We start from the raw sequence: 24,083 nt of genomic DNA on the forward strand, positions 1-24,083 counted from the left end.
TATTTTAATATTATCCTATACAAATAATCCCCCACAGGTAATTTTCATTCCGCTTGTGGGGGTTAATCTTTTTCTTTTAACATGGCACGAATACCAGCAATATTAATACCTTGATCAATTAATTCTTTTATTTTCTTTAAACGATCAATATCATTGAAGGAAAAAAGCCGTCTGTTCCCTTCATTTCTCTCCGGAGATATCAAGCCTTGTTCCTCATAATACCTTATTTGCCTGCCACTTAATTGGGTTAATTCTTCCACCACACTAATCGGAAAGGTCGACACATCATCTGGGATATCATGATTCAATTCCCCTCCGCTCCTTTTTTTCGATATTTACTAACCCTGACTAGCAAGATGAGTATAAATATCTTTCATATTTTCAAAGCCCATTGCTTTTACCTTTTTAATATTTTCAGACCAAAGTCTTGCCGTTGCCATCGCATCATATAACGCGTGATGTCTTCTTTTTATTTCTATTTGATAATAGGAACAAAAATCATCTAAGCTAACCATAGCTAACTCCGGTTCTGTTATTTTCGTTAAAAAAGAAGTATCAATAATACGGTGCTCAAAGCTCGATTTTAATGCAATCCAATTCGCATGCTTCATAAATTGCTTCTCATGCGCCGAATGATGAGCGACCAACGTATCCGTTTGAACAAACTGAAAGAATTCACGTAAAACTTCTGGTAATGGAGCAGCTTGCAATAACTCAGAGGCAGTTATCCCTGTAAGCTCTTCAATGTTTTCTGGTACTCCTTTTGCACTATATATCGTAGAGTAAAACAGATCATCTTCAAGAACTTGATCCCCTTTCATTTTCACAGCGCCAATGGATAAAATTCGATCTCCGTTATATGGATAAAAACCAGTGGTTTCAATATCAAAAACGACAACAGATAACTCATCAAAGGGAATAGATAAAACATCCTTTTGCTTTAATTCTCTTTGCAAATTACGCATATAGGCAATCTTTTTTGCATCTGTCTGATTCGCTATATCATTCGCATTTAACCTTCCAGACATTTGTTTAATAAACTGCATCATTTCATTCATTACCATTTTACACACGCTTCTTCTACATAAGATTTGGTGTCATAAAATAAAGCATACCCTTTTTTCATAAAGTACTTTAACAGTTGTTTATCCTCTTTATTTAATTGACTTAAAGGCAAATAATGAACTTCATCATATGTTTTAGCATCTTTTCTGTATTCAAATCTGAATGCCAAAAGTTCTTCAAAATCAACCTGGTATTCTTTTAAATAAGAGTATTTCGCCTCTAAGACTTTAAATCTCTCGATGGTTTGTGGAACAGTTTCATGCTCTAGTAGTGATAGTAATCGCAAGGCATTTACATACGGAAAAAAGGTTGTCGTTTTAAGTGCAATCTCTCCACTGTGACTGCCAGATTGCTCTGGTAATAATTGTCCAAATATCCCGATCCCTTTGCGAACAAAATCTACATTATCTACTAACCTTTTATAGATATGCGGATTTTCTTCAATGAAAGAAAAGGCAGATTGTTTTAACTCCTCTAAATATGTTTCTTCACCTATCAATACTCTTGAATCAAAAAAAGTACCAAAATGGCGCAATGACTGCCATGTTGCTTCATCTAGCCAACCTATAATTTGTTCTTCAAAACTAGTGATTGACTGACACCACCTTGATTCAGACGACATCACTTTCCCATCACACTTCTCATAGCCTACTTCTTCTAATCCTCTCATTATTTCTGTACCAAGCTTTAAGAAATATGGCTGCAAGTCATCTTTGCCATCGAATAGGATTCCATGGTCTTGATCACTCCATACTGATTGTTCTGACCTCCCTGCACTACCCATTAAAAAGAAAGCAAAGGGAGCAGGAATCTTGCCCTGCTCACTTTCTATGTTTTTAATTGCTAATTCAACTGTATCTTTCATCACTTCATCATGAATTTTATTTAAACTATAATGATTTTCAGCTTCTTTGATTGTTTTTTCTCTTTTGACTTTGATCGCTTGGTAACTTCGCAAGCCTGAAGTCATCTCCTTTTTATGATAGAGAGTTGCCATTATTAAGCACCTTTCGTATCATTTGGATTCGGAATGTTCTCCGGATAACCATAACTACCATGCTCACTTAAGTCAAGACCGATAATTTCTTCTTCTTCAGATACGCGTAATCCACCCATCATTTTATCCATCACTTTTAGGATGATGAAAGATACAACGAATGCATATACACCACTTGCCGCTACACCCATGATCTGTACGCCTAGCTGTTCGAATCCTCCGCCATAGAATAATCCAGGCTTACCCCAATCCATGCCAGTTGACAGTTCAGGCGTTGCGAAGAAACCTGTAGAAATCGTACCCCAAACACCTACTGTACCGTGAACGGATAAGGCGAAGATCGGATCATCAATTTTCGCTTTATCAAACATACGCATACTTCCGACTACAATTAGTCCACCGATAATACCAATTATTACAGCTGCCCATGGCTCTACAAAACCTGCTGATGCAGTGATTGCAACTAAACCTGCTAATGCACCATTTAATGTTGTTGGAACGTCTGCTTTTCCAGTTAATGCCCAAACTAATAACATCGCTGCAATTGCGCCTGCTGCTGCTGCAAGTTGCGTATTTAAGATAACAAATCCAAAGAATGCATCCTCTACACCAAATGTACTTGCGCCATTAAAACCAAACCAACCTACCCATAGTAGTAATACACCTAAAGCCGTATATACTTGGTTATGTCCTGCTAAATCGTTTGATGAACCGTCTTTATTATATTTTCCAATACGAGGCTTCAAGATGATAGTCGCTGCTAAAGCTGCCATCGCACCTGTTAAGTGAACAACCGTAGAACCTGCAAAGTCTTGTTTACCGTGATCAGCTAACCAGCCACCACCCCAGATCCAGTGTGCTACTACTGGGTAAACTAATGCAGAAAATAATACTGCAAACACTACATACGCTGATAATTTAGCACGTTCAGCAAATCCTCCAAATGCAATTGTCATTGCAATTGCTGCAAATACCAATTGGAACATGAAATCAATTGCTGGTGATAAACCTTCTCCTGCAAATGATGCATCTCCGTAGAAGAAGTTAGAAAGTCCAATAAACCAATTTCCTTCCCCGTATATAAATCCATAACCTACTGCCCAAAACACTAGTGACGAGATACCTACTGTGAAAATTGTTTTTCCCGCTATGTGACCAGCATTTTTCATTCTAGTTGAGCCAGCCTCCAATAAGATAAACCCACCTTGCATAAGTAAAACTAAAAATGTACCAATGATGACCCACAAATTATTAACTAAAGATAATTCCATTTTGCTCTCCCTCTCCTTGTAAATTTAATTAACATCAACTGTTAATAAGAGTGTACATCGATTCGAAAAGAGCAACAACATTTATGTAAGATTATCTTACACACTATTTTCAGAATATTTAAAAACCCTTCTCCATCAAGGAAAAGGGCCTTTATCTTTTCAAAATATTTATTATTTAAAGAACACTAGCTTTATAATTTGAGTAAAATCATGATAATCGACCGTGAGCACGGATTACTTCTCAATGCATTATAAGGACTCAAATAATACTTAATCTATATAGAAGTCTTCGATTATTTTATTTCTTCTAATAGAGAATAAGCTTCCTCATCCGATTGTACTTGCATCAATTTTTCACGGTAGTCATCATCCATCAATTTACGAGAAAGCATCTGTAATATTCTCAAATGAGCGTCACCTTCTGCATGTTTTGGAACTGCAATCATGAAAATTAATTTAGCTAACGTTCCATCTGTGCTATACCAATCAACACCTTCTTTATTTAAACCAAATACCACTCTTGGTTTTTTAACCGCTTCGGACTTTCCATGTGGAATTGCAACATTCATGCCAATTCCTGTGGTGCTTTCCTCTTCACGTGAAAGGATTGCTTGTTTAAAGTCTTCTTTAGATGATAAAGCGCCGTCTTTATCTAATTTTGCAATTAGCTCGTCGATGGTGTCATCAAGATTGGTTGTTTTTAAATTGGTATCAATTAATCCTATATTTAATATATCGGTTAATTGACTTATGTCCTCGAAAGATTCATTTTTTTCGGCTGTTGTTACTTTTGAATCTGAATTTTGCTTTATTTCAGAAGAAGTAGAATTATTTGTAGCTCCAGCTGCACCCGCTCCTGCAGTTGCAGGTTGTGGTGAAATTCCATCTACGTCTCTTTTTAGTAATTTGATCATAAATGCAACAACAAACGAACCAACGAGTATTGCTACAAAGAACATGACAACATTATCAACAGCACCCAGAACACCTACAATCGGTCCACCATGAGCTACTCTGTCTCCAACACCACTTAGCATCGCTACGACAGAACCGGCCATCGAACCAACCATAATACTTGGAATAACTCGAAGTGGATCCTGTGCGGCAAACGGGATCGCGCCTTCCGTTATACCGAAAAAGCCCATCGTTAATGAAGCTTTTCCTGCTTCTCGTTGTGAGTTTTCAAATTTTTGTTTAAACATCAATGTTGCAATACCTAACCCAATCGGCGGTACCGCAATAGCAACTGCGATTGGCCCCATAATTTCATAGTTACCTTCTCCAATCATAGCTGCACCAAATAAGAAGGCTACTTTATTAACTGGGCCGCCCATATCAAAGGCAATCATGGCACCTAGGATAAGTGCTAGTAAGATAGAGCTCGTCCCTTGCATACCTTCTAACCAACCTGTTAAAGATTCAAAAACTTGCGCGACTGGGGCGCCAATTAATAAGACAAATATTAAACCTACTATAATAGAGGACAAGACCGGAATAATGATAATCGGCATAATCGGTTGCATCATTTTCGGCACTTTTACTTTCTTAATCCATAATGCGACATACCCTGCTAGGAAACCTGCAATAATACCACCTAGGAAACCTGCACTTGCCTCACTTCCATAAAAGCTACCATTAGCTGCGATATAACCACCAATCATACCCGGAGCTAAACCAGGTCGATCTGCGATACTATAAGCAATGTAACCTGCTAGAATTGGAACCATGAAACTAAATGCCGCAGCACCTATTTGTTCAATTGTTTTCCAAATGGAATCTTCCGGGATTACAATTCCACCTTCAGTAGTATCTCCACCTATCGTTAAGGCAATGGCAATTAAAAGTCCACCCACTACGATAAACGGAATCATAAAGGAAACCCCGTTCATTAAATGACGATATATCGGATTTTGTTTTGTCTTTGCTGAAGAAGTAGGCATCGAAGAACTTTCACTATCTCCACCCTGATGGACTGGAGCTTCATCACTCATAGCTCTCTCAATAAGGGTTTTGGGATTTCGTATACCCGCTTGTACACCTTCAACGACTAGCTTTTTCCCTACAAATCTTTCTTTATTAACCGTTTTATCCGCTGAAATGATAATGGCATCCGCTTCTTCAATCTCCGCTTGGGTTAATTCATTCTCCGCGCCAATTGACCCTTGCGTTTCTACCTTCATGTCGATACCCATCTCATCTGCAGCTTTTTGCAGATTTTCGGCAGCCATGTAAGTATGTGCAATGCCATTCGGACAAGACGTTATAGCTAAAATTTTCATCATTTCACTCCTTCACTTTTTTGTTATGTTTAGTATACCCTGATTAGACGCTTGTTAAGATTCATTTTTTTACCACAAGTTGTGGTAAAAGCAGATTATTAAAAAACTCAGGAGACTTTTATCAGTCTCCTGAGCTTTATAATAATGCTAATACTCTTTCTTTATCCTTACTTTCTGCTAATTTCTGTACGGTTTTTGGGTCACCAGCAAGTCTTGTTAACTGATGAAAAAGCGCACGTCTATTATCACTTCTTTCTTGCTTAAGGGCTAAGAAAAACACTACTGAAACCTGTTCTGTTCCCCACTGAAGCGGCCGCTCTAAAGTGATAATGGGAATTTTCGACTCTAGGACAAGCTCAGGATCCCCATGAGGAATAGCAATCCCTCCTCCTATCGCTGTAGCTGAGGCCCGTTCACGCAAAAGTGCTTGATGCGAAAAATCCTTAGCAACATAACCATCGATATGAAGCCGGTCCCCAATCTTTTCTATTAACTCATAAGGATGCTCCACTCTTACATGCAAAAAGATATAATTATCGTCGAGATACTTTTTCATAGAAGATGCTTTCTTTTTTGGTGATGCAAATAACAAGTGTCTTAGCTTTCTTTCATCCGCTTCATCCAATAATGGTGATACCATTATTTTTTCTATATCTTCTATTCCTCTTATGTCTGCAAGTTCAACAGTGGTAATTATTAGATCTACGATGTCTTCCTTACAAAATTGATGAACATTTCGCTTAGATATCGTGGCGACAATCTCTACATCTCTAAATTTCGCTTCCAGTTTTGCACGAAGAATTTCCGACACTCCTACTCCCATATGACAAACTACAATTGCTTTCTTAATTCGTTTCTTTTTTCCCTGTAGTCTCTCGACAGCTGCTTGAAAATGAAGCGTTAGAAAAGCCACTTCATCCTCTGACAATTCCTCTAATCGAGAAAACTTTTCTTCTTTTAAAGCAAAGAGCACCATATCAAACATATATGGGTACATCTTTTTAATATCTTCCACTAAAGGATTCTTTACTGGTAAAGCAAATTGCAAACGATGAAGCATGGTATATAAATGTGTAATAAGTCCGTCTTTTAAAGCAGGATCCTCTTGTAATGGTAAAAAGGATAATTCCGATACTCGTTTAATTAGCTGTGTTGAAATCAAGTTGGCGTCCTGCTTTCTCAAATGATCCAACGTTGTATTACTTTTTTCATTATGATATTGCAGCTTGGATCCCAATAATTGCATGGTTAAGAAAATAATTTCATCTTCCATCACGGGGAACTGTAACCTTTGGCTTAACTTGTGTAAAAATGCTTCTAACCATTGATACTCTTCTTTTTCTTTTACATACAAGCGTTGGTCAATTGTTATATCTACACCTTGTTGTTGTTTTGTTCGCTTAATCATTAATAATAAGTAAAAAACCATTTGTTGCATACTATCATCTGTAAGATGTAAGTGATGTTGACGCACAAAATCTTTAAAAGCCGATCTAACTTCGTTAACTTCATAGTCTTGAAACTTTCCTTCTAAAAAATACGAGTTCCTTCTCTGATTATTTTTTGATAAACCTTCATTTAATTGAAGTAGCAATTGTCTCTTTTCCTGCTCATTTGCATCTATTACAATACCGATTCGCTGTTTAATTATGATTTGATGATCTTCTTTTATCCACTGATTAATTCTTTCTATTTCATTTTTTATGGTTGCTTTAGAGGTAAAAAATGATTTCGCAAGGCTTTCTAAAGTAATCGCTTTCTTTTCTGTTACTACTTGGTAGGTTAGTTCCATTAATTCATCTTCGGTTAGTTTGGTTTTCTGTGTTTGACCTGAGGATGATGAGGCTACTACTTGAAGAATGTGCCGTCTTGTTTTAATATCTGTATCTAAAAGAATTCCAACGCCAGGTTTTTTTATTATTTTTATAGCAAAATGTTCTTCTAAATATGCATCAATTGTCGTTAAATCATTACGAATGGTTTTTTCTGAACAATCTAATTCTTCTGCTACTTCACTAACTAACACTGGGTCCTCTTCCTCTAACGCCAGTTTACGCAATATAGCTTGTTGCCTTCTATGCATCTGTCTCACCTCCTTATGTAAATGCTTTTACACTCACCTTTATTTACTATACAACAATTTTACTCATTATAAAATTGCTTAGCTTATCGACAAGTCTTTATGGTGAAATCCTCAGTTTTACTTAAACTATAGTCTGTGAAATTTTCTTTTCTATAGTGAAACAAAAAAAGATCGGCGCATACAATCTTGTATACACCGATCTTTTCTTATTTAAAATTATAATAATTGCCCAAACACATAATTAATCAAGAACCATAATATACCGAAAAATATAATCAGATACGTAATGTACTTAATTGCAGCTACGCCTACTTTACTAGGGTCCGATTTCTTTTCTTTGCGCTCAACTTCCACGTCTTTATTTTCCACCATATCAAATGCTCCTTTCATCATTAAGCTAGTTATCATTTACCCGCTTCAAGTATATTCAAACACTAGAAGCTTTAAATAAGGCTCTAACACTTAAAGATGAATGGTTGACTTGCTATTTCGCTCGAATATTATCTTTAAAATTAATTTCTTTATGGGAACCATCGCAAAATGGCTTATTTTTAGATGCCCCACAGCGACACAAGGAAAATTTAGGCTTCGTTTCAAACTTATTCCCTTCTGCATCTAAAAGCTCTACGTCTCCACTTACTAAAATCGATCCATCATCCCTTACTTTCAGTGTTACTTTTTCTTCGCTCATTTTATTTACCCCCATTTTTGTTTGATAAGAATGCTTGGCTTATCGCCAAGTGTTTGTGGCCAAAGCCTTTGTTTTACCTAAACTATATGTCCGATAAATTTAATACATTCTTATGGTATAAAGAAAAAACAAGGCACAGGTCCTCTTGCCTGCCCCTTGTCTTGTCTATAGCTCGTAAGGTGTTTCTTGATACACATAATAGTTTAACCAATTAGATATTAACATATTAGAATGCGATCTCCATCTAAGACGCGGCGTTATATCAGGATTGTTATTTGGAAAATAATTAATTGGCAACTGCGGGTTCAATCCTTGATCTAAATCTCTCTTAAATTCCTTTTGCAGGGTATATGCATCATACTCTGGATGACCCGTCACAAATATTTGCCTTCCATTCTCAGCAGCAATCATGTATACTCCAGCTTCTTCCGATTCACTCAAAATCTTTAATGAAGGTACCTTTAATATATCTTCCCTCTTTATGTCTGCATGTCTAGAATGTGGCGCTAAATACTCTTCGTCAAATCCACTTAATATTTTTTCCTTAGGGTCTGTTATGGTGTGCGTATATATTCCCGATAATTTATGCGGTCTGATAAACTTATCAATATCATAGTGATAATAAAGACCAGCCATCGCTCCCCAGCATATGTGCAGGGTAGAAGTAACGTTGGTTTTGCTCCACTCCATTATTTCACTAAGTTCCTTCCAATAATTCACCGCTTCATAATCCAGCTTTTCTATTGGTGCACCAGTAATTATTAGTCCATCATACTTATTCTCTCTTACGTCTTTAATTGATTTATAAAATTGACTAAGATGTTCTGCAGAAGTATTTCTAGGCGTATGTGTACTTGTATGCAATAAACCCACATCTATTTGTAACGGACTATTCCCAAGTAACCGTAACAATTGAGTTTCTGTTTGTTCCTTTAAAGGCATAAGATTTAAAATTAATATTTTAAGTGGACGGATATCCTGTTTAAAGGCTCTACTTTCATCCATGACAAAAATATTCTCTTCTTGTAATTTACTCTTTGCTGGTAATAAATCAGGTATTTTAATAGGCATGAAATGTATCTCCTTTATCAAATAATAAATCCTGTCACACATGTGTAGTAGCTAGTCTCTACACTTCAAAATTAAACATTACTATACTAGCTAAGACTTGGCTGTTGATAAGATATATTGTAACGATTTCAAGACTTGAAATAAAGTAAAAGTGCTTAGATTACAGTATTTTTGTTAGAAAAAGTCTGTTAAGTAAACCCAATTCTAATCTGAAACGCTACTATGGTTCAAAAAAGACGCCTCCTAATGATCTAAAGGCGTCTTCCGCTATCCTTTGTTTTAAGCCATCCATTTTGGCGGCATATTTTTACCCCAGTAAATCTCACCTATTGGTAAATGTTCTTCAAAACCATCCTCTTTAACATGATAATGAAACTGAAAATAATAACCGTCTTGTGGCCGTTTAATCCGATTAACATGGAATCTTGCTATATCCATTTTCGTCAGCTGATCATGCAAATGGAAAATTCGTTCTCCGTAACCTGCTGAAGGCTCTGCTGTTATCGAAAAGAATTGACTTTCTACTTTACCCGCTTCTTCATAATAGTAATTTAATACAGTTTCAATATTAGGAACGATCTCGTTAGTGAAGTCTTTTTTTACTTCATTTCCTATTTTAACACCTAATTTTTGATAGGTTTGGTCAATTGCTTTTTGCGTTAAAGTATCTAAATAAAGTGAAGCGGTATCTATTTCCTCATGTTGAATCTGTTCGTAAAGCGAACTATTCTCTGGGGAATCAGTTTTCAGATCATTTTCATTGCTTGGGGCAACATCGCCTTCATCAACCTCAGCATCAAGATAAATTGGTGGCACATATAAGCCCAGTGTTAAAATTGTAATAAATACTACTGTGAATTTCTTTAACCACCGTTTCATCTCAACCGTTCCCCTCTTTTCTTCTTATCTTAAATTTTATCATGTTTCTGTTATTTGTCCATACATGTAGGAAAGTTTTTAGATTTATCTGACAGCAGAAAAAGTGAAAATATTATCTTATAGTAGAAAGAAGCTCTCCTATTTGCAAGGAGAGCTTCTTTCTATTTATTCACGATCATATGCCTCTACATCGATATCGGATGGTCTGCTATTTTTTATAAAGAAAGATAAAACCAAACCAATAACAGTGATGATAGCAAGAGCAATAAATGCCATATTTGCACCATAAATTTCTGGGAAAGGCTGTGTTGCCCCTTTTTCAGCGGAAGCAGTTGCTGTCGTCATAACAGAAACTAAGATTGCAGTACCAATGGATGACGCTACCATACGCATGGTATTATCCATCGCCGCACCATGTGCAATCAAGCGCTTAGGCAATTGATTTAAACCTGCTGTAGCTATTGGCATCATCACCATCGCTACACCTAACATCCGCATCGCAAACACCACTGACATATAGGTTAAGGAGGTATTTTCATCTAAGTTTGTAAATAATAATGTACCAATTGTCATCATACTTAAACCGACAATTGCCAACCACCTCGCGCCTATTCGGTCAAAAATTCTACCTGTGATCGGCGATAAAATACCTGTTAGTAACGCGCCTGGCAAAAGAACGAGTCCAGATTCAAAGGCAGTAAAATCTCTTGCTTCTTGCATGTAGAGAGGAATTAATGTTTCTACTCCAATAAGTCCCATAAAGGAAATCATTCCAACAGCTACAGTAAGCGGAAAAATAGAATATTTAAATACTCTAAATTCAAGCATTGGGTGTTCTAGCTTTAACTGACGTAAAATGAATGTAGTTAATGAAATTGCACCTACCAGTAACACCGTAATGGTGATCCAAGACCCCCACCCATTGTTTCCTGCACTAGTGAAGCCATATAACAGGCCTCCAAAACCAAAGGAGGATAAGATAATCGATATCACGTCAACTCGAGGTTTCTTCACTTCCGTTACATTTTTCATCACTACTGCTGCGATAATAATATCGATTATTGCAATGGGTAATATAATGTAAAACAAGACACGCCAAGAGTAATGCTCGGTTACCCAGCCAGATAAGGATGGTCCAATGGCTGGAGCGAAGGATATGACTAGCCCAACTAACCCCATAACCGCACCACGTTTATTGATAGGAAAAATCATCAAGAAAACAGTTTGCATTAAGGGTAGCATGACACCTGCTCCCATTGATTGAATAACTCTTCCTGTTAATAAAAGTGGAAAGTTCGGTGCTAGCGCACAAAACAGGGTCCCAAACGCAAACACACTCATCGCTGTAATAAATAGCTGCCTCGTAGTAAAACGATCAATTAAAAAAGCACTGATGGGGATCATTATGCCGTTCACTAGCATAAAAATCGTGGTTAGCCACTGTGCTGAGTTTGCAGTAATTCCCATTTCATTCATAATCGGTGGTATAGCTGTTATCATTAATGTTTGATTTAAGATAGCAATAAACGCCCCTGCCAACAGCAAAGCAACGATTGTTGATCTTTTTTGTGTAGATGTAACCATTTATTTCTCCCCCATCATCATTTCAAGTAAAAAAATTGCTACTATTCCCTTTTAGAAATAGGTAGCAATTTAACATTCTATTTATAAATAGCACGAAATTTATTTCTAGTCCCGAAAGATATTTTATTCCTTTTCGGAAATAATTGCAATCTAAACAACTTACTTCTTGGTTATTTAAACCAGCCTTTCTCCTTAAACTTATCTATAGCTTCGATTCTATTTTTTACATCTAATTTATCTAGAATAATAGAAATATAGTTTCTTACAGTACCATTACTTAAAAATAACGTTTTCGCAATATCCTTACTACTTTTTCCTTCTGTTACTAACCTCATTACTTCTGTCTCTCTTTCCGTTAATGGATTAGGTTCTGCAAAGGCCAGATCAATAAGTTCTGGCGCATAAATTTTTTGACCTTTCATGATTAAGCGAATAGAGTTCGCCAACTCCTCACTTGGGTTATCCTTCAGCAAATATCCTGCTACATTTGCTGCACGCGCCCGTTCAAAATATCCCGGTCTTGCAAAAGTAGTGAGCATAATCACTTTACAAGGGTGGTCCTTCAACATCTCTGCCGCATCCAAGCCGCTTTTTATCGGCATTTCAATATCCATGATACAAACATCCGGATTCAACTCTTCGACTAACCCGATAACATCCTGACCATTGTTCGCTTTCCCAGCGACTTCCATATCATCTTCTAAATCTAACAGAGACCCTAATGCTCCTAATAGCAATTGCTGGTCCTCTGCTAAAACGATCCGTATCATACATCTTCCTCCTTACGCACAACACGTGGCACGCATATCGTTAATAAGCTACCTTGCGTAGCATCAATTTTTAAGTGTCCATTAACAAACTGCAATCGTTCTTCCATTCCTTTTAGGCCATTCCCATTTGTTTTAACGCTCTCTGTATTAAAGCCAATTCCATTATCCTTCACTTGAATACATACTTCATCATCTTTATCCGCAATCATAATTTCACATTTTGTAGCTTGACTATGCTTTACTACATTGGTGACAGCTTCCTTTAAACACATGCTCAATACATTTTCTACTAGGAGAGAGGAGCCTTTTCTCGTCTCCTCACCATTTACGGTATGGTCAATCTCAGCTGCATTTAAAATTTGCTCAACATGCACAATCTCTTCATTCAGACGAACACCTTTCATTTCAGATACTAATTCCCGAACTTCTTTTAGTGCTTGTCTGGCAGCGTATTGAACATCGTGCATTTCTCGTTCTGCTGCATCCTTATCTTTTTCCAGTAATTTAATTGCTAAATCACTCTTTAAGCCAATCATCGACAATTTTTGACCTAATGTATCATGTAAATCACGAGCAATCCTTTGGCGTTCTTCCACGATAGCGAGCTTTGCTAATTTTTCATTTGCATCATGAAGCTGCCCTTCTAAAACATCCTGCTTGATGCGATTATGACGGTTTATTGGTAATAAAATCACGCCAATTACAGCCATGGCAATAAATGGTAATTGATTAAAAAATAAATCATAAGAAATGATAAAACCAACTGCAATAGATAATATCGTAAGAACTAAATGGACAACATATAACGTCACAAAACCTGCTTTTCGTTCTACATTCCCGATGAAAAAGGCTAGAAATATAGCAAAATATACGAAGCCAAATAATAATGTCATGGTCAAACTAATGATAATTTCAATACTTAAACTGATATAAACAAGGCGGCCTTTTGATACAAAAGATAGGCGATATGCTGTGAAAAAGAGAATGATCATCGCTATCCCAATAGTGATCTCAACCCAAGAGGAAGACCTAAAAATAAAATAAAATGGCAATATGCAAAAAATGATCCAAATATATAAACTCAAACCCGTATTTTTAGGGAATATGTGATACCAATTCCAACTGTGCATAATGGTCTCCTTCTATATTACATACGTATATTATAACAAATAATTACATTTTTTTAAGCAATTTCATCTAGAAAAATAAAAACCCCCTGCCGATAAACAGAGGGAAAAGAATTTTACTTATTTTTCCTGAAATGATGGTTGAGTATTAATAGACACTTTTCTGCTTTTCAACTTTTTTACTTCTTTAAAGCCAATAAATCGTTTATTGTCCTCATCGTATAAACGGAAACGAATGGACTCTAAACTCGATTTTAATGTAATTGTTGTTGCCTTGTGAAGCGGTGGTGTTTCTGAGTGAGCCTTTTCTAGATGATAGTTTGGAACTCTTGGGCTTAAATGGTGTACATGGTGATACCCAATATTTCCTGTTAACCATTCCAGCACTTTTGGTAATTTGTAATACGAACTTCCATCGACTGCAGCTTTTACATAATCCCATTCTGATTCATTCTCAAAGTATGAATCTTCAAATTGGTGTTGTACATAAAAGAGCCAAATTCCAAGTGCACCTGCAATATAAATAACAGGAAGTTGTACTAGTAAAAAGGCTTGCCAACCAATCGCCCAAATCATTAAAGCATATACTAAAACAAGTGACGCATTAATAACATACGTATTGATTCTCTCTTTTTTTCGCGCGCCTTTTCTGTTAAAACGGTTGTCCACTAAAAATAAATAAATGGGACCTAATCCAAACATAACGACGGGATTTCTATATAAACGATAAACAAACTTTTCCCATTTTGAAGATTTTTGATATTCTTTAACGGTCATTACCCAAATATCTCCGGTACCACGTTGGTCTAGATTACCACTCGTTGCATGGTGAATAGAATGGCTTCTCTTCCATTTTTCAAAAGCAAAATGCGTTAGGATACCTGTCAGCGTACCAAGAATTCGATTTAACTTTTTATTTTTGAAAAAAGATTGGTGTGCACAATCATGAAAGATGATAAACATTCTGACCACAAACAATGCCGCCCCTGCTGATAAGGCTAAGCTTAACCATATAGATATGGATAAACTTTGATAGGCTAAGAACCATAAAATAAAAAATGGCGGAACAGTATTTATCAATTGAAAAATGCTTGCTTTTGTATTGGAAGTTGCATAAGGCATAACGTCTTTACGTAACTGAGCTTGTTTTTGCTTGCTCATTAAAATCCCTCTTTCCGTCTTTGATCTTATACTAAGCATACTTAAAAGTGTACTTTTAGAATAGACACAAACGTCAAGAATAATTCATGACAAATGTCATAACTTTTTTATGTGACCTAAATCACAGACAATCACTCACATCCGTGTTAATCTGCTTTATGTACCATATATTGTGTTTTTTATTTATTAAAACACAATATATTGAGCGGGAAGGATGGATTTTATGATAACCACACCTACTAAAATATCAAAAGAGGAAGAACTGATTTGTCACATTACAGAAATTGTACAAACGTCTAACCAAGACCTACTTCAAGAAAATGCCAATATGGATGGAAGCACACCGATGGGCCAAATGTCAAAATTTGCCTCAGTAGTCTCCAAATTTTACGCTAAGGATTATTTATTGGATAAGGAAGTAGTAACTGCAATCGAAGAAAATTTCATGCATCCACATGACTTGGATTTTATGCCAACAGGAACTACTACGTGTTGCCAAATCCCACTTGGAAAACTATTACATAGTGGCTTTAATTCTGGACACGGATTTATGCGTCAGCCCCAAGATATACATAGTGCAATGGCTTTAGCGTCCATTATTTTTCAGTCCAATCAAAACATGCAGCATGGCGGTCAAAGTTACCCTATGTTTGATAGGGATCTCGCTCCTTTTATAAAGCGTACGTTTAAAAAACATCAAAATTATTTAAGCTCTATTAATCCAGAACTCTCAGCAAGTAATTTGCAGACGCTTGCTTGGAATGCTACCGATCGCGATGTCTATCAAGCATGCGAAGCTTTTATACATAACTGTAATTCGATGCATTCTCGAGGTGGTGGCCAAGTTCCTTTCGTTTCGATAAATTATGGCACGGATACATCTAATGAAGGAAGAATGTTAGTTAAGAATTTATTATTAGCGACTCAAGCCGGCTTAGGTCATGGAGAAACACCTATCTTTCCTATTCAAATTTTCAAAATAAAAAAGGGAATAAATTATGAAGCAGACGAAATAAATTATGACTTATATCAGCTTGCGCTCGAGACCACTGCCAAAAGACTCTTTCCGAATTTTAGCTTTATTGACTCCACATTTAATAAAGAGTTTTATAATGGAACCATTGAATCTGAAGTAGCTTATATGGGGTGTCGCACTAGGGTAATGGGTAATCGACATGGAGAAGAAAATAGTATTAGTCGTGGTAATTTATCTTTTACATCGATAAACCTGGTTAAAATTGCGCTCGTCTCTAGAGATCAGGATAAATTTATGCAAACATTAGATTACTATTTAAGATTAACCATTAAACAATTATATGATCGCTATTTATTTCAAGCGAAAAAACAAGCAAAACACTTTCCTTTTCTCTATAGTCAACACGTATGGAAAGGTAGCGAAAATTTAACGAGTGAAGACACCTTAGAGGAGATATTAAAGCAAGGCACACTAAGTGTAGGCTTTATCGGCTTAGCTGAAGCATTAAAAGCTTTGACCGGTAAGCATCATGGTGAGGATAAAAAAGCTTGGGATCTAGGATTTAATATTATATCTCATATGCGTAATGTGGTAGATGAAGCGGCAGAAAGCTATAACTTAAATTACTCACTAATTGCTACACCAGCGGAAGGTCTCTCTGGTAAGTTTACTAAATCAGATAAAGAAGAGTTTGGCAGCCTTGAAGGAATTACCGATAGAAGCTACTATACAAATTCGTTTCATATTCCGGTTTATTACTCCACCCTGGCAATTGATAAAATAAAAAAAGAAGGACCCTTTCATTCTCTCTGTAATGGCGGTCATATATCTTATATTGAGTGTGACGGAGACGTTACAAAAAACACAGCCGCATTAGATAAGCTAGTCAAAGTAATGGCTGAGTATGATATGGGATATGGATCGATTAATCATCCAGTAGACCGTTGCAAGGCTTGTGGACACACAGGAAAAATTGATAATGCCTGCCCGAACTGTAATACAACGGATGAATATATGATCGAACGAATAAGACGAATTACAGGGTATTTGGTTGGTGACATGAAAAAATGGAACTCAGCGAAAAGCGCTGAAGAAAGCGACAGAGTCAAACACCAATGAAGGTTATGAACATTATCCATGATTCTGTTGTAGATGGACCGAATTTAAGAACCGTTATTTTTTTCGCAGGATGTCCCCATTTCTGTAAAGGATGCCACAACCCTGCAAGCTGGAATATAAAGAATGGAACCGAGATGACAAAGGCTGAAATACTGGCGGAAGTAGAAAGAAATCCACTTACCGATATTACGCTATCTGGAGGAGAGCCTTTTTTTCAGGCAAAAGAAGTTAGTGAACTGACAAAAGACATTAAAAAACTCGGTAAAAATATATGGATCTATAGTGGTTATACGATAAAAGAATTGTTAGCAACGAAGGATCGGTATTATTTAGAAATGCTTGAAAATGCAGATACATTGGTGGATGGCAAATTCATGCTTGATAAACGAGATTTAACTTTACATTTTCGTGGGAGCAGTAATCAAAAAGTTATTGATTTACATGAATTCCAATCTGAAATAGCCACTTTAAAGACAGATTTAGATTACAGATAATTTTTTTCTTAATCACTTCTTTTTTTAAAAATAAAGGCTGCGCTTAACAACCGCTACGGCTTGCCCACTCCTTTTTCCGAGGGGGCGTGTCTTCAGCTAACTTTTGTAAAGAAATTCACTTTACAAAAGTGGATCTTCAGATCACGCTAATCCCCTGGGAGTCGAAGTGGACGCCTGCGCTAAATTAAATGCTGCATTAAATGCAAGTGGTTGTATTTTTGCTTTTTTTGCAAAGTAGAAATGGGAGTCAAAAACGTTGTAATATCAACGATTATATACTTTCCTACCTTGTAAACTAAATAATCGAACTATAATAGATGAACATCTACTATAGTTCGATTATTTTATACCTTAAAAAAGTATAAATTTTTAGCACAGAAGACTAATCGACGAAGTGAAAATTTTACGTGCTAAGTATAAGAAAATACTAATTCATTCGCTAAAGGACGAGCGAATGCGAGTTTTTCTAATTGGCTTATTTACTTTTGTGCTAATATGAATAGATTCATCGTACAATATTTGTACTGCGTTCTTGAAAATCCACACCTTTATAATAAGTTTCTTTTACTAATATATTGGGTCCAAGGCATTTTACCGCAGGGCAGTGGCAATTTAAACTTTTAGCAGTTTTAGATTCCATCCATTTTTCAAAAGCTTCTTGTAGAGTAGTATCTTGGATATTACCAAGAGAAGGCTCTTCTTCGTTACCAAAATCAGTAACGATAACTTCCCCGTCAAAGATATTAACATTTAAACGTGAGCGACCATCTGGGTCGTTTCTAATCGTAATATTCTTTTCCTCATATAGCCGTTTCAATAACGCTAATTCTGTTTCATCGTTACTACACGGGTAAAATGGTAACGTTCCAAATAACATCCACGTGTCTTGGTCTCTATGATCTAATAACCTTTTTATTCCTTCTTGCATTTCTTCTAAGGTCAATGTTTGAAGATTGCTTGCAAAATCTACTGGATACATCGGGTGAATTTCATGTCTGACACAACCCATTTCAAGTACATGATCATGAATCGATTCTAAATATGGAAAGGTTCTTTTATTCAGCATCGTTTCAGCTGAAACCATGACCCCTTCTTTGGATAAACGTTGTGCATTTTTTACCATCGTATCAAAAAAGTTTTTCCGATTATCTAAACTTGGTTTCCGCTCCATATTTTTAAAGCCTGTTTCCGCAAATTCGTCTGCGGTGCCCCAATTATGAGAGATATGTAATACATCTAAATAAGGCACAATCGCTTCATATCGATTGTACGGAAGCGTTAAGTTAGAATTTATTTGCGTTCTTACCCCGCGATCATGCGCATATTTCAATAATGGCACGACATATTCACGAACTGATTTTTTTGACATAATTGGCTCTCCGCCCGTAATACTTAAGGTTCTTAAATGAGGGATTTCGTCTAATCTTTTAACAAGCAAATCTATTGGTAAAGCTTCTGGGTCTTTATCACTTAACGTATATCCGACAGCACAATGCGCACAACGCATATTACATAATGTCGTGGTTGTGAATTCTACATTAGAGAGAGTCATTTCCCCGTGTTCTTCTATATCTAAGTATGCTTCCCAAGGATCATACTGTGGTGTAATTGCTTTTTTTATCTTTAGTTCTGGCATGTGTTTCTCCCTTTCCTTTGTTACCGTTACTATTTATTGTAGCAGATTGTATATGGACTTGCCTATTGCCTTTTATTATCTCAAATGTTTTAAAAGGGTTATAATTATTACATATGTAATTGTGAAAGGAAGTGCTCGTTATTAAAGCAATCGTCGACAAACAACGTATATTTTACGATGCACAAAAAACCAAGTCTATCGATTTTCGATTAGACGCCCTCAAAAACCTGAAAAAAAGCATTAAATCACATGAGGAAGAAATCATGCTAGCGCTACAAAAAGACCTTAACAAATCAGCATTTGAAGCTTATTCAACTGAAATTGGTATACTCTATGAAGAGATAGCATTCATTAGAAAAAACCTAAAAAAATGGAGCCAACCAAAACGAGTTAAAACACCACTCACACATACCGGTTCAAAAAGTTATATATATGCCCAACCATATGGTGTTGCACTCATTATTGCACCTTGGAATTATCCAGTTCAATTAGCATTATCACCATTAATTGGGGCAATCGCCGCCGGAAATTGTGTGATTTTAAAACCATCAGAAATGACCCCCCACACAGCAAACATCCTTGAAAAAATAATAAACGCAGTATTTGACGAAGCGTATATTAGGGTCGTTCAAGGGGATAAAGATGTTAGCCAGGCATTACTTGATCAGCATTTTGACTACATCTTTTTCACAGGAAGTGTTCCAGTAGGTAAAATTATAATGGAAAAAGCAGCGGAAAAGCTTACACCAATCACTTTAGAATTAGGCGGAAAAAGCCCGGCCATTGTCCATGAGGATGCAAATCTTAATTTAGCAGCCAAAAGAATAGCGTGGGGCAAGTTTATTAATGCCGGACAGACCTGTGTAGCACCTGACTATATTTATGTCCACCAGTCTGTAGCGGATGTCTTTTTAGAAAAATTAAAAGCTGCGATAGTCGAACTATACGCGGAGGATCCACTTAAGAATACAGATTATACACATATTGTTAATCAAAAGTCTTTTGACCGTCTTATTCATTTCACTTCAGATGGAACTACGTATTTCGGCGGAGAATCAGATGAGAAAAACCTAATTCTAGCACCAACTATCCTTACTGATATTAGTTGGAAAGATAATGTGATGAACGAAGAAATATTTGGTCCGATATTACCAACCTTAACGTATGACAGATTAGAAGAGGTAAGAGAAGGAATAAAGCAATCACCTAATCCACTTGCCTTTTACTTCTTTAGTGAAGATAAGTCGTTAAGTACGAAAATGATTGAAGAAGTATCATTTGGAGGGGGTTGTATTAATGATACAATTTTTCATCTCGCTTCCCCCTATCTTCCATTTGGCGGGGTTGGAAACAGTGGTATCGGACATTATCATGGTAAATATAGCTTTGATACGTTTACCCATTATAAAAGTATCCTTAAACAAACAACAAAATTTGACGTCCCACTTAGGTATCCTAGTCATAAAAATTTAAAGTTTTTAAAGAAACTTTGGAAATAGGATCACCCTTTAAAATGCTACGATTAGCATAATGCTAGGAAAACGAAGGCTTTCACCAAGTATTTATGGAAAAGTCTTCGTTTTTCATATACTATAGTTCGGTAAATTTTATACTTTCTTAACATGTAAAAAAGGGTTTACTTCATCTTTATTTCGGTGATATACACTGTAGAGGTGAATATTATACATGGCACAATTTCTTATTGGAGCAGCAATTCTGTTTATATTAGTGAATTTGTATTATTTTTTCACAAACAAAACATATAGAAAAAGTTATTTTAGTACAGCATTATTTCTAAAATTATTCCTTGTGCTAACTGGAGTTTTATTTGGATTTACTTTGATTTATTATGCCTTATCCACTCAAGAAGTCATCCTCGTTAAAACACTTACTGGGATGGAACCTGTAGATCATAGTTTTTGGAATTTACTCTATTTTAGTGGAGTTACACTATTTTCTGTTGGGTATGGGGATATGCTTCCACTTGGAGCAGCAAGATTTTTCTCCTTATTAGAATCTATTTTAGGTATTTTACTTCCTGCTGCTTACTTTATGAAAGCACTCGATCAATCCAATCAGGGAAAAAAGGAAGAGTGAGAATAGAACTGACAACGATCCAGTATGTTGAGAGCAAAGTCTTGACATGCTGGATCATTTTTCGTTATATTCGAAACAAAATATACGGAGGTGGGTATATATGAATGCAAAATCCACTCAGGCTAAAATAGGGGTTCATGAAAATATTTTGCAATTTTCTCTTTTAGTTCTTATTAACTTTTTCGTCGGTTCCATGGTGGGTCTTGAACGTACTATTTTACCTATTCTTGGTGAAGAAAAATTCGGAATAGCTTCTACAAGTGCAGCCTTAAGCTTTATTATTAGTTTTGGCTTCTCGAAGGCCATTGTTAATTTCTTTGCCGGTGGTTTAGCTGATCATTTTGGTAGAAAACAAGTGTTGTTAATTGGTTGGATGGCTGGTATATTTGTTCCGCCACTTGTGATTTTTGCTCATGAATGGTGGATCATCGTTGTGGCTAATATATTCTTAGGCATCAATCAAGGTCTAGCTTGGTCAATGACCGTTAACATGAAAGTTGATTTAGCAAAATCAACTCAACGCGGATTAGCTGTTGGGTTTAATGAATTTGCAGGCTATAGTGGTGTAGCTCTGATGGCGTTGTTATCTGGGTATATCGCAAATGCATACGCGCTAACTCCTGAACCATTCTATCTAGGTATCATCATTGTCATTATTGGCATTTTCTTATCTTTTTTTGTGAAGAATACAGAGGATCATTTGAAAGCTCAAGCCTCTTCCGTGAAAAAAGAAGCTGTGCTTTCCTCAAAAGATGTATTTACCTTAACAACTTTCAAAAATAAAAATTTATCTATCAATACACTTTCAGGTCTAACTACTAATTTAAAAGACGGGATGGCCTGGGGGCTTTTTCCTATTTACTTTGCTTCAGTTGGTTTAACAGTTGGCCAAATAGGTTTAATTGTTGCTATTTATCCCGCAGCCTGGGGATTTTTTCAATTATTTACAGGTGTTCTTAGTGACAAAATCGGTAGAAAATGGCTAATATCGGTTGGGATGCTTCTGCAAGGGGGATCACTATGGTTAATTTTACTTGTTAACAACTATCCGCTATGGATTATTAGTGCACTCTTATTAGGAATAGGGACAGCCATGGTCTATCCTACTATTATGGCCTCCATCAGTGACGTGGCACATCCAGATTGGCGAGCTACTTCAATGGGTGTATATCGCTTTTGGAGAGATAGCGGATATGCATTCGGCGCTATTTTAGCTGGCATTTTCACAGATATATTAGGAATTTCTTCTGCAATTGGTTTTGTAGCACTTTTACCCTTTTTAGCAGGGGTTTTAGCTATTATTCGATTAGATGAAACATTGAGTTAGATAAAAACACCTTTACCAAAACAAATATAAGACCGCAGGATGTCTTCCGATAATAGAAGCTTTCCTGCAGTCTTTTTTTCTACCCTAATCTTTTGGAAAGGAGGGTATAAAGCTTTATTACTAACGACTTGACAGAATTCGATTCTCAATTTAACATACCTATATAGGTATTTTTCAGAATCGTTCTTGTTTATTTTTATACCTACACGGGTAAATGTTTTGTATAATTGAATGTTTTATTTTTAGGTAAAAGGAAAACCTACAATAAAATTTATGTTAGATTATTAAAAATGGAGGTATGTTAACCATGGCAATTAAAAAGACAACAGTAAGCGAAGTAGGAAAAAAAGTTATAAACAAAGATCCCCTTTTTATATTGGATGTAAGAAATGAAGATGATTATAAGGATTGGAAAATAGAGGGTGATTCATTTGAATACAATAATACTCCTTATTTCGATTTAATAGACAGTGTTGATCCTATCAAGGATGAATTACCGAAAGATATGGATATTGTTGTAGTCTGTGCAAAAGGTGGATCTTCTCAGTATGTTACAGAGCAACTAGATGAAGCTGGATTTGAAAATGTCTATTCCCTAGAAGGCGGTATGAAAGCCTGGAGCGAGCACTTAGAACCAGTAAAAGTAGCTGACCTTAGTGATGGAGGAGAATTGTATCAATTTGTCCGTCTTGGAAAAGGTTGCTTATCTTATATGGTGACTTCAGGAGGAGAAGCGGCTGTTATTGATCCCACTCGAATGATCGAAACATTCACAGGCTTTGCTGAAGAGAAAAATGTAAAAATCAAGCATGTTCTTGATACACACTTGCATGCTGACCATATTTCAGGTGGGCATGCAATAGCAGAAAAAACTGGAGCTCCTTATTGGTTACCTCCAAAAGACGCAGAAGACGTAGAGTTTGATTACAACAAGTTAGTTGATGGAGAAGACTTAACCATTGGATCATCAAAAATTCATGTTCAAGCTTTATATTCCCCAGGTCATACAATTGGTTCTACTTCTTTTATTGTAGATGATCAATTCTTATTGACTGGTGATATCCTGTTCGTTGAGTCTATTGGACGTCCCGATTTAGCTGGTAAAGCAGATGACTGGGTAAGTGATCTACGTGACACCCTTTATAACAAATATCGTAACTTGTCTAATGAATTAGTTGTCCTGCCTGCTCATTACATGTCCAATGAGGAAATGAATGAAGATGGCTCTGTTGGGAAGAAATTAGCAACCCTTCAAAAAGAGAATCACGGACTAAATGTAGCGGACGAAAATGAATTCAAAAAAATGGTGACGGAGAATTTACCACCTCAACCAAATTCTCACCAAAAAATTCGCGAAACAAATATGGGGAAAATCAACCCTGAGCAGGAAGAAAAACGCGAAATGGAAATCGGACCAAACCGTTGCGCCATAAAATAATACTGTGAAAATACTTTA

Annotated in this window: 21 protein-coding genes; 6 read left to right on the top strand and 15 right to left on the bottom strand. The window is 36.3% G+C overall.

The genetic code is table 11. From position 1 onward, the window contains the following. Positions 1 to 62: 62 nt before the first annotated feature. The 14 genes from DFR57_RS06115 to desA form a co-directional block, all read right to left on the bottom strand. Positions 63 to 308 carry a MerR family transcriptional regulator gene (locus tag DFR57_RS06115; RefSeq protein ID WP_114352256.1) on the bottom strand — a complete coding sequence of 82 codons (246 nt, stop codon included), beginning with the start codon at positions 306 to 308 and terminating at the stop codon, positions 63 to 65. Positions 309 to 338: 30 nt separating this feature from the next. Beyond that, on the bottom strand, positions 339 to 1,064 hold the full coding sequence (locus DFR57_RS06120; RefSeq protein WP_114352257.1) for an exonuclease domain-containing protein: 726 nt from the start codon (positions 1,062 to 1,064) through the stop codon (positions 339 to 341). Beyond that, the gene (locus DFR57_RS06125) at positions 1,058 to 2,062 is read right to left on the bottom strand and encodes a DUF294 nucleotidyltransferase-like domain-containing protein (protein WP_114352258.1); all 1,005 of its coding nucleotides are present in this window, start codon (positions 2,060 to 2,062) and stop codon (positions 1,058 to 1,060) included. Before DFR57_RS06125 ends, DFR57_RS06120 begins: the two co-directional genes overlap by 7 nt. Before the next feature lie 2 nt (positions 2,063 to 2,064). Further along, complete coding sequence (locus tag DFR57_RS06130) at positions 2,065 to 3,333, bottom strand: ammonium transporter (RefSeq protein ID WP_114352259.1); 1,269 nt, start codon at positions 3,331 to 3,333, stop codon at positions 2,065 to 2,067. 293 nt (positions 3,334 to 3,626) lie between these two features. Beyond that, positions 3,627 to 5,612 (bottom strand): fructose-specific PTS transporter subunit EIIC, encoded by a 1,986-nt coding sequence (locus DFR57_RS06135; RefSeq protein ID WP_114352260.1) that lies wholly within the window; start codon positions 5,610 to 5,612, stop codon positions 3,627 to 3,629. Between the two features lie 136 nt (positions 5,613 to 5,748). After that, positions 5,749 to 7,695, bottom strand: a complete 1,947-nt coding sequence (locus tag DFR57_RS06140; RefSeq protein WP_114352261.1) for a BglG family transcription antiterminator — start codon at positions 7,693 to 7,695, stop codon at positions 5,749 to 5,751. Positions 7,696 to 7,911: 216 nt separating this feature from the next. Then, entirely contained in the window at positions 7,912 to 8,103 is a 192-nt protein-coding gene (locus tag DFR57_RS18225) for a hypothetical protein (protein WP_170132913.1), read from the bottom strand. 76 nt (positions 8,104 to 8,179) lie between these two features. After that, positions 8,180 to 8,386, bottom strand: coding sequence for a CDGSH iron-sulfur domain-containing protein (locus tag DFR57_RS06145; protein WP_114352262.1), 207 nt, complete (start codon positions 8,384 to 8,386; stop codon positions 8,180 to 8,182). A gap of 165 nt (positions 8,387 to 8,551) precedes the next feature. Then, a complete protein-coding gene (metA, locus tag DFR57_RS06150) occupies positions 8,552 to 9,457 on the bottom strand; it encodes a homoserine O-acetyltransferase MetA (protein WP_114352263.1) in 906 nt (301 codons plus the stop codon). Positions 9,458 to 9,736: 279 nt separating this feature from the next. Beyond that, complete coding sequence (locus DFR57_RS06155; protein ID WP_114352264.1) at positions 9,737 to 10,336, bottom strand: YpjP family protein; 600 nt, start codon at positions 10,334 to 10,336, stop codon at positions 9,737 to 9,739. A gap of 165 nt (positions 10,337 to 10,501) precedes the next feature. Then, complete coding sequence (locus DFR57_RS06160; RefSeq protein ID WP_114352265.1) at positions 10,502 to 11,920, bottom strand: MDR family MFS transporter; 1,419 nt, start codon at positions 11,918 to 11,920, stop codon at positions 10,502 to 10,504. 170 nt (positions 11,921 to 12,090) lie between these two features. Further along, positions 12,091 to 12,690 carry a response regulator transcription factor gene (locus DFR57_RS06165; protein ID WP_114352266.1) on the bottom strand — a complete coding sequence of 200 codons (600 nt, stop codon included), beginning with the start codon at positions 12,688 to 12,690 and terminating at the stop codon, positions 12,091 to 12,093. Then, complete coding sequence (locus tag DFR57_RS06170; RefSeq protein WP_114352267.1) at positions 12,687 to 13,820, bottom strand: sensor histidine kinase; 1,134 nt, start codon at positions 13,818 to 13,820, stop codon at positions 12,687 to 12,689. The genes DFR57_RS06165 and DFR57_RS06170 overlap by 4 nt, the downstream gene beginning before the upstream one ends. 117 nt (positions 13,821 to 13,937) lie before the next feature. After that, positions 13,938 to 14,978: a Delta(5) desaturase DesA gene (gene desA / locus DFR57_RS06175; RefSeq protein WP_114352268.1), complete on the bottom strand. Its 1,041-nt coding sequence runs from the start codon at positions 14,976 to 14,978 to the stop codon at positions 13,938 to 13,940. A gap of 223 nt (positions 14,979 to 15,201) precedes the next feature. Between desA and DFR57_RS06180 the strand changes: the two genes are divergently transcribed. Together DFR57_RS06180 and nrdG are read left to right on the top strand one after the other, a co-directional pair. Further along, positions 15,202 to 17,073, top strand: a complete 1,872-nt coding sequence (locus DFR57_RS06180) for an anaerobic ribonucleoside triphosphate reductase (RefSeq protein ID WP_114352269.1) — start codon at positions 15,202 to 15,204, stop codon at positions 17,071 to 17,073. Continuing rightward, entirely contained in the window at positions 17,070 to 17,567 is a 498-nt protein-coding gene (gene nrdG, locus DFR57_RS06185; RefSeq protein WP_114352270.1) for an anaerobic ribonucleoside-triphosphate reductase activating protein, read from the top strand. The genes DFR57_RS06180 and nrdG overlap by 4 nt, the downstream gene beginning before the upstream one ends. A 505-nt stretch (positions 17,568 to 18,072) precedes the next feature. Here nrdG and yfkAB read toward each other — a convergent pair. Then, positions 18,073 to 19,203 (bottom strand): radical SAM/CxCxxxxC motif protein YfkAB, encoded by a 1,131-nt coding sequence (yfkAB, locus tag DFR57_RS06190; protein WP_114352271.1) that lies wholly within the window; start codon positions 19,201 to 19,203, stop codon positions 18,073 to 18,075. 131 nt (positions 19,204 to 19,334) lie between these two features. Between yfkAB and DFR57_RS06195 the strand changes: the two genes are divergently transcribed. From DFR57_RS06195 to DFR57_RS06210, 4 genes are all read left to right on the top strand, one after another. After that, positions 19,335 to 20,702, top strand: coding sequence for an aldehyde dehydrogenase (locus DFR57_RS06195; protein ID WP_114352272.1), 1,368 nt, complete (start codon positions 19,335 to 19,337; stop codon positions 20,700 to 20,702). Positions 20,703 to 20,889: 187 nt separating this feature from the next. Next, positions 20,890 to 21,300 (top strand): potassium channel family protein, encoded by a 411-nt coding sequence (locus tag DFR57_RS06200; protein ID WP_114352273.1) that lies wholly within the window; start codon positions 20,890 to 20,892, stop codon positions 21,298 to 21,300. A gap of 100 nt (positions 21,301 to 21,400) precedes the next feature. Continuing rightward, positions 21,401 to 22,627, top strand: coding sequence for an MFS transporter (locus DFR57_RS06205; protein WP_114352274.1), 1,227 nt, complete (start codon positions 21,401 to 21,403; stop codon positions 22,625 to 22,627). 307 nt (positions 22,628 to 22,934) lie between these two features. After that, complete coding sequence (locus DFR57_RS06210; RefSeq protein WP_114352275.1) at positions 22,935 to 24,065, top strand: MBL fold metallo-hydrolase; 1,131 nt, start codon at positions 22,935 to 22,937, stop codon at positions 24,063 to 24,065. Positions 24,066 to 24,083: the final 18 nt, after the last annotated feature.

The sequence above is a fragment of the Saliterribacillus persicus genome (genome assembly GCF_003337485.1).
GTDB lineage: Bacteria > Bacillota > Bacilli > Bacillales > Amphibacillaceae > Saliterribacillus > Saliterribacillus persicus.

What these genes read in the sequence shown, in the direction of transcription:
- DFR57_RS06155 (WP_114352264.1), bottom strand. Translation starts at nt 10,336, where the DNA reads ATGAAACGGTGGTTAAAGAAATTCACAGTAGTATTTATTACAATTTTA.
- DFR57_RS06205 (WP_114352274.1), top strand. Translation starts at nt 21,401, where the DNA reads ATGAATGCAAAATCCACTCAGGCTAAAATAGGGGTTCATGAAAATATT.
- yfkAB (WP_114352271.1), bottom strand. Translation starts at nt 19,203, where the DNA reads ATGCCAGAACTAAAGATAAAAAAAGCAATTACACCACAGTATGATCCT.
- DFR57_RS06140 (WP_114352261.1), bottom strand. Translation starts at nt 7,695, where the DNA reads ATGCATAGAAGGCAACAAGCTATATTGCGTAAACTGGCGTTAGAGGAA.
- DFR57_RS06165 (WP_114352266.1), bottom strand. Translation starts at nt 12,690, where the DNA reads ATGATACGGATCGTTTTAGCAGAGGACCAGCAATTGCTATTAGGAGCA.
- nrdG (WP_114352270.1), top strand. Translation starts at nt 17,070, where the DNA reads ATGAAGGTTATGAACATTATCCATGATTCTGTTGTAGATGGACCGAAT.
- DFR57_RS06160 (WP_114352265.1), bottom strand. Translation starts at nt 11,920, where the DNA reads ATGGTTACATCTACACAAAAAAGATCAACAATCGTTGCTTTGCTGTTG.
- DFR57_RS18225 (WP_170132913.1), bottom strand. Translation starts at nt 8,103, where the DNA reads ATGATAACTAGCTTAATGATGAAAGGAGCATTTGATATGGTGGAAAAT.
- DFR57_RS06210 (WP_114352275.1), top strand. Translation starts at nt 22,935, where the DNA reads ATGGCAATTAAAAAGACAACAGTAAGCGAAGTAGGAAAAAAAGTTATA.
- DFR57_RS06135 (WP_114352260.1), bottom strand. Translation starts at nt 5,612, where the DNA reads ATGAAAATTTTAGCTATAACGTCTTGTCCGAATGGCATTGCACATACT.
- DFR57_RS06170 (WP_114352267.1), bottom strand. Translation starts at nt 13,820, where the DNA reads ATGCACAGTTGGAATTGGTATCACATATTCCCTAAAAATACGGGTTTG.
- desA (WP_114352268.1), bottom strand. Translation starts at nt 14,978, where the DNA reads ATGAGCAAGCAAAAACAAGCTCAGTTACGTAAAGACGTTATGCCTTAT.
- DFR57_RS06180 (WP_114352269.1), top strand. Translation starts at nt 15,202, where the DNA reads ATGATAACCACACCTACTAAAATATCAAAAGAGGAAGAACTGATTTGT.
- DFR57_RS06125 (WP_114352258.1), bottom strand. Translation starts at nt 2,062, where the DNA reads ATGGCAACTCTCTATCATAAAAAGGAGATGACTTCAGGCTTGCGAAGT.
- DFR57_RS06145 (WP_114352262.1), bottom strand. Translation starts at nt 8,386, where the DNA reads ATGAGCGAAGAAAAAGTAACACTGAAAGTAAGGGATGATGGATCGATT.
- DFR57_RS06120 (WP_114352257.1), bottom strand. Translation starts at nt 1,064, where the DNA reads ATGGTAATGAATGAAATGATGCAGTTTATTAAACAAATGTCTGGAAGG.
- DFR57_RS06130 (WP_114352259.1), bottom strand. Translation starts at nt 3,333, where the DNA reads ATGGAATTATCTTTAGTTAATAATTTGTGGGTCATCATTGGTACATTT.
- metA (WP_114352263.1), bottom strand. Translation starts at nt 9,457, where the DNA reads ATGCCTATTAAAATACCTGATTTATTACCAGCAAAGAGTAAATTACAA.
- DFR57_RS06200 (WP_114352273.1), top strand. Translation starts at nt 20,890, where the DNA reads ATGGCACAATTTCTTATTGGAGCAGCAATTCTGTTTATATTAGTGAAT.